This is a genomic window from Paenibacillus sp. FSL R5-0749, from assembly GCF_038595085.1.
Classification (GTDB): domain Bacteria; phylum Bacillota; class Bacilli; order Paenibacillales; family Paenibacillaceae; genus Paenibacillus.
Window position 1 is genome coordinate 5,173,295 of the sequence record NZ_CP152005.1, and the last position, 12,980, is coordinate 5,186,274.

The following is a 12,980-nucleotide window of genomic DNA, read 5'->3' on the forward strand; positions in this document are numbered from 1 at the left end:
TTAGAATTTTTTGTGCAACTCCAATTATAGTACCCCGTTTATAGAAAAACAAATCGATAGTCACTCACTTTATAACAATCCGTTAATCTCCAAATGTGCTCTAAACATCTCGCTCGTTGAAGGCAAATCCTCAGCGTCCACCCATGTTTCATGGGCCCATAACCCAGCCTGTTTGAATGCTCGTGGACAATGAATAAAGCACTCTTCCACATCCACAATGACAGCTGCACCTATGGTTTTACCACTCCATCCCATGCTCGCAATGAATTCCTCATCCTTGGTGATGGAAGCTGTACCATTGATACGCAGCACTTCATTCATTCCCGGAATCAGAAAGAGCATACCGATACCTGGGTCAGACAGGATGTTCAACAAGGAGTCTATCCTTCGATTGCCTGGGCGTTCTGGATAAACGAGTCGATATGTATCATACACTTTTACGAATCCTGCTCCATCGCCCCGTGGAGATACATCACTTTTACCATTATGATCGGACGTGGAGAGGAAAAATAATGGTGACATGGATAAAAAATTCTGAACATGTGAATCCACAAATGAAATTGCCTTATTACGCACATGTTCATGCGGTTCACCCACCATGCCTTGCAGTTCCTCAGCATCTGTAATCAACGAAATATCCAATGCCTGCTTTTCCAAGATATTAACCCCATTTCCTCAATTCATTGTGGTACTCTAGGACTTCACTCCATTATAACTGGCTCGGAAGTTCATTCCAATGCACACAAATATCAAGAAAGACAAGAACACCCGCTCATGATTGGGCGGGTGTTCTTGGGTTATGTTAATTATGTTGATTCCTATTCCGTGTATCCCATGCTGCTTACAAAACGACGGAAAGCCTGGCGTCCTGCTTCATCATATTTGTAGACACCTGCATGTTCGAGAATCTCGGCAAATTTCAAGCCGACTTCCTGCTGTACGATGGAAATGGCTTGTTCTTTGTCCAGGTTAGGCCCAAATCGTTCAACCAACTCTTCGGCCCAGCCCAGATGTTTGTTCAACACATGATCAGAAGCTTTGGCTGCTTCAGCAAGTTTGGCATCTCCAGCGAGAATATCCGCGATACTGTCCAGCTCTTCCTTCAAACGGCCCGGCAGGATGGCAAGTCCCATCACTTCGATCAGACCAATGTTTTCTTTCTTCAGATGGTGCATCTCACGGTGAGGATGGAAAATCCCTTCAGGATGCACATCATTTGTGCGATTGTTACGCAAGACGAGATCCATCTCGTAGCCACCGTCTGCACTGCGGCGAACGATTGGTGTTACCGTATTGTGTGGTACCTGTTCACCGTCTACTTCACTGAATGCTTCGATATCCACAGCCGAATCACTGTAAACCTTCCACGCTTCATATACAGCGTTACCGGCTTCAAGCAGCTCTGCAGGATCGTGTGAAGCCAGACGCATGACGGACATTGGCCATTTCACAAGACTCAAAGTAAGTCCAGGTGCATCCGCATGGCGGAAGACTGCCTCTGGCTGTGCATTTTGAATGGCAAACGTATGACGTCCACCCTGGAAATGGTCATGTGTAAGGATAGAACCGCCAACGATCGGTAGATCTGCATTAGACCCGATAAAGTAATGCGGGTACTCCCCAACAAAAGCAAGCAGCCTGCGCAGCGTATCTTTGGTCAGTTTCATCGGCACATGGTCATGATGGAAAATGATACAGTGCTCGTTGTAGTACACATATGGCGAGTACTGGAACAACCAAGGCTCGTTGTTAAGCTCCAGCGGAATGACTCTCAAATTCTGACGGGCTGGGTGATTTACTCGACCCGCATAGCCTACATTTTCACGACACAGTTGGCATTTTGGATATACCGGTGGCGGAAGCAATTTCGCCATGGCAATTTCCTTCGGGCTTTTCTCCGGCTTGGAGAGGTTAATGGTAATCTCCATCTCCCCATAAGCCGTATCCTGCGTCCAATAGACGTTCTTCGAGATGCGATCCATCCGAATGTAGTTGGAGTTAATCGACAAGTCATAAAATTGAGATGTGGCCGCCTCAATGCCTTCCGTCTGCTCGGTGTGGCGGAATGCGCGTACCACTTCCGATGGGCGTGCCATCAAATGACCCATGATTTTGGCATCCAGCAAATCACGGAACGTATCGCTATTTTCAGGAATGAGTCCAATGGTAAATCCATAATCGATCAACGTATCCAGCATCGCCTGTGGACCATCGGGCACTGTTGTGTCCAACTCGCCGGCATAAGGCTCCGAGAATCCGAATTGTTCCAGCAAGAGGTTGCGGCTGTAATCCCAATCCGCTTCCTCAATTAATTGTTTCTGCAAGGCAAATGCAACCAGACGTTCAATGGCATGCAGTGCTTCCTGCTGCTCCGGTGTCCGCTCTGTGGCACCTGCTGCAATATGAGTCTGTGACATAAGGTGTTCGCCTCCTAGTTTTTTCCGTAGCCGTCAGGACGTGATTGGTGCCAGCTCCAAGCGCTTTGAATGACATCTTCCAGATTGGTCCATTTTGGATTCCAGCCCAGAACGGATCTCGCTTTTGCAGATGAAGCTACTAGCACTGCCGGGTCACCCGCACGACGTGGTTCCTGTACAACCGGGATATCGAGGCCAGTCACTTTTTTAGCTGTTTCGATCACTTGTTTTACCGAGAATCCTGTGCCGTTACCCAGGTTAAACACGTTACTGTTCTCACCTTTACGCAGGTAATCCACTGCACGCAGATGTGCATCAGCCAAGTCGCTCACGTGGATGTAGTCACGGATACATGTTCCATCTTCGGTTGCATAGTCGTCACCAAACACAGCGATATGCGAGCGTTGTTTCAAAGCCGTTTGCAGTACGAGGGGGATCAGGTGACTCTCTGGCTGGTGATCTTCACCAATTTTGCCGCTCTCATGCGCACCGGCTGCATTGAAGTAACGCAGGGAAACGTACTTGATATCCTGAACTTTATCGAACCATGACATCATGCGTTCCATCATCAATTTCGTTTCACCATATACGTTGGTCGGCTCTGTACGATCGCTTTCTTCGATTGGCACTTTCTCAGGCTCACCGTAGGTCGCTGCCGTGGAAGAGAAGACGATGCGACGTACATTTGCTGCATTCATCGCTTCCAACAGACACAGTGTACCAAACACGTTGTTGTCATAATATTTAACCGGGTCTTTCATACTTTCGCCTACGAGTGAGTTGGCTGCGAAGTGAATAACCGCATCAATTGAATTTTCAGCGAATAGCTTCGCCAGAATTTCTTTGTCACGAAGATCTCCTTCATACAATTTACCGCCCAGCAGCGCCTCACGATGCCCTGTCTGCAAGTTATCCAGTACAACAACCTCTTCTCCACGTTCCAACAAAGCCGCTACCGTATGAGATCCAATATACCCTGCTCCACCTGTCACCAAAATTGCCATTTTACTTCGCCTCCTTCAATTCTTTAACACCGTCACCTACGCCGCATACATAAAAATCACCTTTGAGAGTGGTACGTGCTTCATATGCAGCGCCCACTTCGCTTACAAAACGCTCGACATCATTTTCATGCACCAGCGATACGGTGCAACCGCCAAATCCTGCGCCAGTCATTCGGGCACCAAGTGTGCCAGGAATCCGCTGAGCTTCTTCAACCATAACATCCAGCTCATCACAGCTTACTTCGTACAAGTCGCGAAGCGATTCATGAGAAGCGTTCATCAATTGGCCGAAGGTTTCCAGATCATTACGCTGCAATGCTTCGACTGATGCGAGCACACGCGCGTTCTCTTCCACAACATGTTGTGCACGCTGTCTAACTTTCTCATCCTTGATCTGGTCCTGTAGTGTTACGAACTGCTCTGGCGTCAATTGAGCCAGGTAATTCAGTGCAGGCAGCTGTTCCTTCAAGATGGCAAGTGCCTGCTCGCATTGGGAGCGACGTTCATTGTACGCCGAATCCACCAGCCCGCGGCGTTTGTTTGTGTTCCCGATGACCAATTTGTAAGAGCCTGTACGGAAAGGAACCTTTTCGTACTCCAGTGTGTCACACATCAGCAGAATCGCGTGATCCTGCGCACCGTTTGCAACAGCGAACTGATCCATGATTCCACAGTTGACGCCTACGAACTCATTTTCCGCTTTCTGGGACAGAAGTGCCAGTTGAACCGTATCAATATCCGACACGCCCTCCAGAGACTGAATCGCGAATCCGGTAAGTACCTCCAGAGATGCAGATGATGAAAGTCCTGCCCCGTTCGGAATCTCCCCGTGGTACAGGAAGTCGTACCCTTTCGTTACATTCACACCTTTGCCTTGCAATTCAACCATGACACCAACAGGATAGTCGGTCCATTCACCCGTTTTCTCCTTACCAATAGTGGAAGTATCCAGTGCTCCTTCATAAGACATGTTCGTGGAAGCCAGTTGCAACTTGTTGTCCTGACGCTCACGGATTATTAATGTTGTTCCAAATTCAAGTGCTGCCGGAAGCACGTATCCACCATTATAGTCAATGTGCTCACCGATCAGATTCACACGACCAGGGGCATGAAATACACGGATGTCCGCTCCACTCTCTCCGTACTTCTCAATAAACTTTTGTTTCAATTCAGTTACGTTCACTGCTTCTGCACCTCGCCTCGTTGTTGTGGTTTTCTTAATGTTATTATATAAGAAAGCGGTGCCTCATGTAATGCAACCATGTGTGTTTCATATGGATAAATGTGACCTTTAGGCGTATAATGATCAGAGCATCCCGGAAAGAAGGAAACAACTATGGCAGATCAATCCAACGCCAAGAAAGACCCGCTTGCATCTTCAATAGAAAAAATACAGGAATCACCTTCCGGTAAAAGTGGAGCACTCAGTTATTCGGTCGCCTCCAATCCAGTCTATTATGAGCAAGGCGCACTGCATGTCCTGTTTGCCGGAGCAAGTCAGACCCTTCCGGGTCACGCCCTCGGCCCTAAATTGTTTGATTATTATCTGCTGCATTATGTAGAAAAAGGGGCGGGTACGTTCCGTACCGAACTGCACACCTACGAATTATCCGCAGGTGATTGTTTCCTCATTCACCCCGGGCAGCTGGTGAGCTACCAGTCACATGCCCGTAACCCATGGCAATACCGCTGGATCGCCTTTACCGGCAGCCAGGCTGCCCAGCATGCCGAGGAAGCAGGGTTTCGCCCGGAGAAGTCCGTTTTTCATGCCGGACCTTCCTGTGGAATATCCGATTGGTTATCCGTGATGCAGGATGCTTTTGCCGAGCGCAAAGAAAGCTCCCATTTCACATCACTGGGTACGTTATATATGATTCTAGCCGAAGCACAGAATCACCTTTCGCAGGGTCAAACCTTAATTCCAGGTGAGTCATCCATCCGACGTACGGTTAAACAGATGATTCAATATATGGCCACCCAATATGCTTATCCGGTCTCCATTGAACAAATGTCTGCGAGTCTCGGGTATAATCGTGCGTATCTTTCCCGTATTTTCAAACAGGAAACCAGACTTTCGCCAGTCACTTATCTGCTAAAACTGCGGATCGACAAGTCGCGCCAACTCCTAAGAGAACGCCCGGATCTGTCCATCGAACAGGTATCTGCATCGGTCGGACTGCCAGACGCGCTGTATTTCTCCAAACAGTTCAAACGATTCCACGGTGAAGCGCCCAGCTTGTATCGAGAGAAAATCCTCTCGCGTCCACGACATCAGGGGTTACAGAAGAATGCTCAACCTAACAAACGGTGATCAACATAATGGACCAAGAATCATATACGACAAAAAAGGTGCATTCCGCCATTATGGCTAAGATGCACCTTTTGCACGTTAATTATTTGTCATCAGACTTGGGTGACAGAATGGACTCAATCCGTTCCAATTCCTCTGTAGAGAAATCCAATTGGCTGAGTGCAGCCACATTCTCTTCAATCTGGGAAGGACGGCTTGCGCCAATCAGCGCAGATGTTACCCTGCCATTACGTAGAACCCATGAAAGTGCAAATTGGGCCAAGCTCTGACCACGGGCTGCTGCAATCTGGTTGAGCGCACGCACTTTGCGGAGCGTCTCCGGAGAGATGTTGCTCTCATTCAGGAATACCGACGGTCCTTTGGCACGTGAGTCTTCCGGGATACCATTCAAGTATTTGTTCGTAAGTACACCTTGTGCCAGTGGACAGAATGCAATACTGCCTGTTCCATATTCATCCAGCACGTCCTGCAAACCATCTTCAATCCAGCGATCCAGCATCGAGTACTTTGGTTGATGGATCAACAGCGGCGTACCCAAACTTTTGAGAATCTCAGCGGCCTCTCTCGTCTGGTCTGCGGGATAGTTGGAGATTCCTACATAGAGGGCTTTACCCGAGCGAACAATATGATCCAGTGCCATCATCGTTTCTTCCAAAGGCGTTTCGGGATCATAACGGTGGGAATAGAAAATATCCACGTAATCAAGGCCCATACGCTTCAAGCTCTGATTCAGACTGGATACCAGGTTTTTGCGTGAGCCCCACTCGCCATACGGGCCGGGCCACATATAATATCCTGCTTTGGTGGAGATCACAAGTTCATCCCGATAAGGTTTCAGATCCTGGGCAAGCACCTGTCCAAACAACTGTTCTGCCGAACCTGCCGGTGGACCATAATTGTTGGCAAGGTCAAAATGGGTAATACCCAGATCAAATGATCGGGTGATCATATTTCGTCCATTCTCAGCGTTATTGATACCGCCAAAATTATGCCACAGCCCCAGTGAAATCGCTGGCAGTTTCAACCCTGAACGTCCAACGCGGTTGTATTTCATCGTTTCATAGCGAGTATCGCTTGCTACGTAGACCATCATGAATCCCTTCTTTCCCCAGGTTCCGCCTCCTGATCCGGTCAACACCGGAGAATGCGGTTATTCAGTCCATACGTTTAACCAAGAAGCTGGTCCACATCATTCATTACCTCACCAATCGGCTCTGTAATCAGCAAATCCGCCCTGCTGTCGTAAGCGGTAGGTGTAGCATTGAGCAGAACGGTATGTTTTCCCTGAAAATACGTAATTAACTGGGCTGCTGGATATACCGTCAGTGACGTGCCGCCCACGAGTAACAGGTCTGCGGAAGACAATGCATCAATAGAGCGATACAATGTTGTCTGATCCAGCTCCTCCTCGTACAGCACCACATCCGGCTTGATCACACCACCGCATGCGGTACAGCGAGGTACGATATCTTGGGATTGTATAATATCATTCAGTGCATAAAACTGCTTGCAATCCATACAGGCATTACGATGAATTGAGCCGTGTAGCTCCAGGACATTGCTGCTGCCTGCCTTCTGATGCAATCCATCGATATTTTGCGTGATCACTGCCTCAAGTTTTCCCTCCTGCTCCAGACGGGCTAACAGTCGATGGCACCCATTCGGCTCCGCATCTGGATGAAGCATTTTGCCTCGATAAAAATCATAAAAAATATTGGCATGCTGATCAAAAAAATGCCGGCTTAACAACTCTTCCGGTGGATAAGGGGAATGCTGCTCCGTCTGATACAGACCCGCAGCCGAACGGAAGTCGGGAATCCCGCTTTCCGTTGAAGTCCCGGCCCCTCCGAAAAAAACAATACGGGAGCTTTCCTGAATCCAGGCAGCCAGTTGTTCTGTTGCGTTCATCCTCTCTCCTCCTTTTATATACAATATAAATTGAACTAAAGAATATTTACACTGACCACTCCGATAACAGAACAACCTTCCGATCGCTGTTATCCCCAGATTTTTTGATTCCTTCTATGAAGGGTAAATCCGGGGATAGCATATGCTTCCGATGTAGCTTTATTCTAAAAAGCTTTTAGACGAACGTTCCACTTCTTCAGGTTAATTCTGCCCTCTCCGTTTTGTGTAAATGATTAGTTCAATTTATATAGTTCAATCTGGCCAGAGCAACTTATATAATCACACTTAGCTCATTATAATGGCGAATAATGGCATGGGCATCAACCAGGTGTGATCCTTGATCTAACTGCGGACAGTAACCCAGCGTATAGGATACCTCTGCATGCCGTCCCATCTGCATATCCCCATTACTGTCTCCAATGACAACGGCCATCGCAGGATCGATATGTAATTCCCGGCAAGCCAAAAGTGCTGCTTCTCCATCCGGTTTGCCCTGGGTCACCCGATCACAGCCTACAATGGATGTAAAAAAGGAACGGATTCCCATCCAATGCAGATGTGTCTCTGCTGCTGCTGTACTGTCTGAAGTGACAACCGCCAGAGGTATGTCCGCTGCCCGGCAACTCTGCAAGAAATCCAGCAATCCTGGGATCGGTTCAGCCGATTTGCGCTCTCGTACCGATCTCATGGCTACACTTGAGAATTGCCGTATCGTTGTGATCGCTTCATTCCATGGCATGCCTGCTGCATATAGCTGCCCGGCAAGCAATCCCGTGCACTCATCCACAGTTGCAATCGCGAGGGGACCTTGCGGATCATAACCGACAATATGCCCCTCTGCATTATGGGTGGTGCCCAGAACGTGCTCCAGTTCAACCGTAAATGAAGCACCAAGTTCGTTCATACGTGATTGTAACTGATTCAGTAACGTCTCTGCCCACGGCCCCCATAACTGGAGGAATTCCAGCAGTGTTCCATCTTTATCGAACAGGATACCTTTACATGGGATCTGCGCTCCATTCACTTGAAGCATGGCCACCCGTATCACCTCCATCAAGTTATGCTATAAATGCATACAGTCCTCAATGCAGACAGATTAATCTAGATCACTTAATGGTACTTAACCAACCCAGGACTGTCTTGACGGTCTGATTCAGCTGTTCTTCTCCACTCACTTCCGGCTCGCCATCCCCTTTTTGATGACCATAATCACCAAACTGGGCGTGGTTTCCACCTTCAATGGTGTAATATACCGTATCTTCCGGAAGATAAATCCGTCCACTCTGATACTTCGTAGCATTCACGACCTCATCTTTGGTACCCAGAATAGATAAAGCAGGTATTCCGAGTGACTTTACGCTTCCTTTTTCATCCGGGTAAGATGCCAGGAAGAAGATGCCCTGTAGTGCATCAGGATGCGATGCTACATAACGTGCAGCCATGGACCCACCAAGAGAATGCCCACCCATGACGAATTGTTCATCTGGATATGCGGCCAGAATCTCATCTGCCAGGTTTGGCTTGAGCACTGCCAGGTTAACTGGCATCTTGGCAATAATCGTGTGATGACCAGCAGCAGCCAGCTCATGGGCAAGTGGTGCATAACTTTCCGGTTTTACCAGTCCGCCGGGGTAGAAAAGAACACTCTTACCCGCCGGTTTGTCTGGCGCAAAATCAATCCAGTTCTCTTGTTCGCTCACCGTCACCTGATTGACTGTTTCCATGGCCGTTTGAGCTGTTTCCTGTGGACCGTATGGTGTGAATAATTTCCACGCAACAAATCCACATCCAATAACAATGAGCGCCAGAAGTACGAGCAGGAATTTCCCGATGCCCCTCTTCTTGCGCCCTGTATTATACCGATTTCTCAACGTTAATCACCTTTCTTCACTTCCGCAGGTGCCGCGGCTCACAGAATTGGGAGCCTTCGTTAATCAGGCTCCCCTCTCCGGATTGAAAAAATATTATTCAGCCTTGGCCTTGCGGTAAGCATCCATATATTGTTCCGCTTTGCGACGGACATGACTCAGGTCACCCGTCTTCACAGCTTCCGATGTCAAGTCGGAGCCGATCCCTACAGCCACCGCTCCACCCTTGATCCAATCCCCCAGATTAGATAAGGATACTCCACCAGTTGGCATAAAATTCGCCTGCGGCATAGGACCTTTCATCGTTTTGATAATCGAAGGATCGTACAGATTACCCGGGAACAACTTCACAATGTCCACACCAAGTTCCAAGGCGCGTTGAACATCAGCAATCGTCATCACACCAGGCAGGATCGGAATTCGATACAGGTTGCAGATCTGAACGGTATCCGGATTCAGGGAAGGACCGACGACAAACTCGGCACCCGACATGATGGCCGCTCTTGCCGTTTGCGGTTCTAGCACCGTTCCCGCACCAATAATCGCGAACTTCTCTGGATCTTGTGTGTTCCAATGGTATACACGGCTTAATTTTTCAATGGCTTTGAGTGCACTGGGTACGGTCATCGTAATCTCGATAACTTTAATGCCACCCGCAATCGCTTGCTCGGCCATGGCAATGACCTGATCCGCAGAATCTGCACGCAGAACTGCCACAACCCCATTGTCCGTAATCTTTTGCAACAGCTGAAGCTTCTTCATTTCATTCTCTCCCTTGTCAATGTGGTGGTTGTGTATACAAGCCTTACATTTGAAGAACGAAGATGAGCCATATATGATTTCAGCAGCGACTAGCGCTCAACATGGGCAACGTTGTTCAGCTTGGCCTCGACCTGCCCCCACGTCGGGAGCGCCTCCCAATCGCCAACAGCCTGTATAACCATGGAACCGGTCAAATTGCCGAGACGAGTTGCTTCCTGCGGGGAGTATCCTTTTAATAGACCTGATAAAAATCCCGCGCAGAATCCGTCTCCTGCTCCTACCGTATCCAGAACATGATCCGCCTTAAAGTACGGAACTTCCGTTAGGGTACCATTCGCCAATACGTAGGTCAAATCAGGGCCACCCTTCACGATGCACACAGCATTCATGGCAGATAAACGCTCAAGTACTTTTTGATCATTTTCTTCGTTGTATAGAAGTTTCATCTCATCCAGACCCGGTAAAAAGTAGTCCGCCAGTTCAGCCAGACGCAGTAAAACCGGACGGGCCTCATCCGCTGACCACAGTTTGAGACGCAGATTTGGATCAAAGCTTACTTTCACACCTGCCTGTTTGGCAATATGTATGGCAGCTTCTACCGTTTCAAGTCCAGACGAACTAATGGCGGCTGTAATACCTGTAACGTGCAATATCTTAGCTCCGGCAATATATGCGGGATCTAGATCATCTGGTGTAATCGCACTTGCTGCCGATAGCTTCCTATAATAATGTACCGAGGCTTTCCCGGAAGCGTTCTCACGAATCATCAAACCAGTGGGCTCGTGATCACTTAACCTTGCACGTGATACATCTACACCTTCACCGCGAATGGCTTTCAGAATCATGTTGCCGATCGGATCATTGCCCAAACGTCCAAACCAGCCACTGGTATGCCCAAGCCGGGATACACCAATAGCCAGATTGCTCTCGGCACCCCCAAACGACTTGTCCAGTGTGGCTGCATATTCCAGCCCTCTTGTATCTTTGGCAGTCAGCAAACCCATACTCTCCCCAAACGTAATAATTTCCGGGCTTGGATTGGGACTCGTTGACATGATTTCTTCCCTCCTTATCGTTACATTTCCTCATCTTCTGTTACTATTGTCATCCTCTATGCAACCGTTGTCAATCCCGGAGCGTTCATTTTGTTGTCACAGCTTTGAGAAAAGATAACGCTTACTAATGTGAATTAAATCACAATAGATAATGTACATCCGTATTACCCTTATTACAGATGCAAATGACCTTGCAGCTAGGGTCTATAAGGGGGCTACACCATGAAAAATCAGACACTGATCCGGGATGATCAGGAATCTTTCTTTTACAATCTGCGCTTTATGCTTATCGTCTGTGTCCTTGCCGGTAATGCACTGGAACCACTCATCACACGCTTTGCAGGAGCAGAAGCTCTGTTCTTGTGGATATATACGTTTCACATGCCACTCTTTGTATGGGTGACCGGGTATTTTGCGACACACTCACTTCAAGGGGCCTCGGGGCGAAACGTCCTGAAACAGATTGCCTTGCAATATGTGCTATTTCAGTCCTTATACGCATTGATGGACTTTAGTGTGTTCCACACACCTCATATGCGGCTATCCTTCTTTGCACCTTATTTGCTGTTATGGTTTCTCGCGAGTCATTTCTGTTGGCGACTGTTGCTTCGTCTGACGATTTCATGGAAACCGATATATCGGCTGATTGGATCGCTTGCGCTCGGTGTCATTGCCGGGTATTTGCCCATCGACGGATTCTGGCTCAGCTTCAGCCGTACGTTTGTGTTCCTGCCGTTCTTTGTCATCGGTTATGACTATGGGGCATCCATCCGTTCTCGTTTATTATCCGGTTGGGGGCGAAGAACCGCAGCCGTCCTCTCCGCTGCATTGTTGGTATGGATCGGGTATGGCGGTTTAAATATTACATCGGGATGGTTACTCGGCAGCATGACATACGCCGAATTGGGCCACCACGAATGGTATGCAGGCATCTTCCGACTTGGCATCTATTTGCTGGAAATCGGATCGGCAGCACTATTCTTGGCCTGGGTACCCTCCTTGACTTCCAGACTGACGGACCTTGGAAAACGCACACTCTATGTATTCCTGCTGCATGGTTTTCTCGTTCGTCTCGCAATCTGGTCTGGAGTCTACAGTTATATGGGAAGCTCGGCGTATATTCCAGTCATACTTGTCATCGCCTTACTCTTCGCAGTCACATTGGCTCTGCCGGCTGTTCGTCACACGTTCAAACCCTTGATTGAACCGGATATATCCCGCTTTTCTTTCAATCGACATGAGGTGTTTAAACGGTCGGCCTAATTCTCTGACGGATTTTCTTCGCCATCGATTCTCACTTGTTTTTTGTTTCAGGCTGGAAATGATGTGGTAATTTAGGGATACGCGCTACAAAAAACAACTTATTGTTGTAAGGAGTGATTTGTAATGGCACGTCAACCGACGTCAGAACGCAAGATGAGCCGTGAGGAAGCCGGTAGATTAGGTGGGAGAGCCACCTCCAAGAACCATGATCGAAGCTTCTATCAGATGATTGGAAAAAAAGGTGGAGAAGCGACTTCAGATGCCCATGACACTGACTTTTACAAGCAGATTGGCCGCAAGGGCGGCGAAGCAACCTCCGAAACCCATAATAAGGAATTCTATCGTGAGATTGGACGCAAAGGCGGAAGCAACTAATGATTTCCGCTCCCACA

Annotated in this window: 12 protein-coding genes and 1 pseudogene; 3 read left to right on the forward strand and 10 right to left on the reverse strand. The window is 48.3% G+C overall.

Annotation, left to right across the window (positions count from 1 at the left end):
* Positions 1-69 precede the first annotated feature (69 nt).
* The 4 genes from MKY85_RS23075 to MKY85_RS23090 form a co-directional block, all read right to left on the reverse strand.
* Positions 70-657, reverse strand: a complete 588-nt coding sequence (locus MKY85_RS23075) for an MSMEG_1061 family FMN-dependent PPOX-type flavoprotein (RefSeq protein WP_342570863.1) — start codon at positions 655-657, stop codon at positions 70-72.
* A 161-nt stretch (positions 658-818) separates the two neighbouring features.
* On the reverse strand, positions 819-2,417 hold the full coding sequence (locus MKY85_RS23080; protein WP_339236918.1) for a UDP-glucose--hexose-1-phosphate uridylyltransferase: 1,599 nt from the start codon (positions 2,415-2,417) through the stop codon (positions 819-821).
* A gap of 14 nt (positions 2,418-2,431) precedes the next feature.
* Complete coding sequence (gene galE / locus MKY85_RS23085) at positions 2,432-3,421, reverse strand: UDP-glucose 4-epimerase GalE (RefSeq protein ID WP_091020409.1); 990 nt, start codon at positions 3,419-3,421, stop codon at positions 2,432-2,434.
* Between the two features lies 1 nt (position 3,422).
* The gene (locus MKY85_RS23090; RefSeq protein ID WP_253440133.1) at positions 3,423-4,604 is read right to left on the reverse strand and encodes a galactokinase; all 1,182 of its coding nucleotides are present in this window, start codon (positions 4,602-4,604) and stop codon (positions 3,423-3,425) included.
* A gap of 153 nt (positions 4,605-4,757) precedes the next feature.
* Between MKY85_RS23090 and MKY85_RS23095 the strand changes: the two genes are divergently transcribed.
* Positions 4,758-5,732: an AraC family transcriptional regulator gene (locus MKY85_RS23095; protein WP_342570864.1), complete on the forward strand. Its 975-nt coding sequence runs from the start codon at positions 4,758-4,760 to the stop codon at positions 5,730-5,732.
* Between the two features lie 82 nt (positions 5,733-5,814).
* On the opposite strand, the gene mgrA is transcribed toward MKY85_RS23095, so the two are convergent.
* The 6 genes from mgrA to MKY85_RS23125 form a co-directional block, all read right to left on the reverse strand.
* Positions 5,815-6,822 carry an L-glyceraldehyde 3-phosphate reductase gene (mgrA, locus tag MKY85_RS23100; protein WP_339243184.1) on the reverse strand — a complete coding sequence of 336 codons (1,008 nt, stop codon included), beginning with the start codon at positions 6,820-6,822 and terminating at the stop codon, positions 5,815-5,817.
* Positions 6,823-6,899: 77 nt separating this feature from the next.
* Entirely contained in the window at positions 6,900-7,640 is a 741-nt protein-coding gene (locus tag MKY85_RS23105) for an NAD-dependent protein deacylase (RefSeq protein ID WP_339236926.1), read from the reverse strand.
* Between the two features lie 271 nt (positions 7,641-7,911).
* Positions 7,912-8,679 carry an HAD family hydrolase gene (locus MKY85_RS23110; RefSeq protein WP_342570865.1) on the reverse strand — a complete coding sequence of 256 codons (768 nt, stop codon included), beginning with the start codon at positions 8,677-8,679 and terminating at the stop codon, positions 7,912-7,914.
* Positions 8,680-8,746: 67 nt separating this feature from the next.
* A complete protein-coding gene (locus MKY85_RS23115) occupies positions 8,747-9,511 on the reverse strand; it encodes an alpha/beta fold hydrolase (RefSeq protein WP_342570866.1) in 765 nt (254 codons plus the stop codon).
* Positions 9,512-9,604: 93 nt separating this feature from the next.
* Complete coding sequence (locus tag MKY85_RS23120) at positions 9,605-10,270, reverse strand: bifunctional 2-keto-4-hydroxyglutarate aldolase/2-keto-3-deoxy-6-phosphogluconate aldolase (RefSeq protein WP_017686833.1); 666 nt, start codon at positions 10,268-10,270, stop codon at positions 9,605-9,607.
* 89 nt (positions 10,271-10,359) lie between these two features.
* Positions 10,360-11,325: a sugar kinase gene (locus MKY85_RS23125; protein ID WP_339256961.1), complete on the reverse strand. Its 966-nt coding sequence runs from the start codon at positions 11,323-11,325 to the stop codon at positions 10,360-10,362.
* A 222-nt stretch (positions 11,326-11,547) separates the two neighbouring features.
* Here MKY85_RS23125 and MKY85_RS23130 point away from each other — a divergent pair, with 222 nt between their 5' ends.
* Together MKY85_RS23130 and MKY85_RS23135 are read left to right on the forward strand one after the other, a co-directional pair.
* Positions 11,548-12,588 carry a fucose 4-O-acetylase gene (locus tag MKY85_RS23130; protein WP_342570867.1) on the forward strand — a complete coding sequence of 347 codons (1,041 nt, stop codon included), beginning with the start codon at positions 11,548-11,550 and terminating at the stop codon, positions 12,586-12,588.
* A 123-nt stretch (positions 12,589-12,711) separates the two neighbouring features.
* Positions 12,712-12,954 (forward strand): annotated as a pseudogene (locus MKY85_RS23135) (general stress protein); the annotation flags it as partial.
* Positions 12,955-12,980 lie beyond the last annotated feature (26 nt).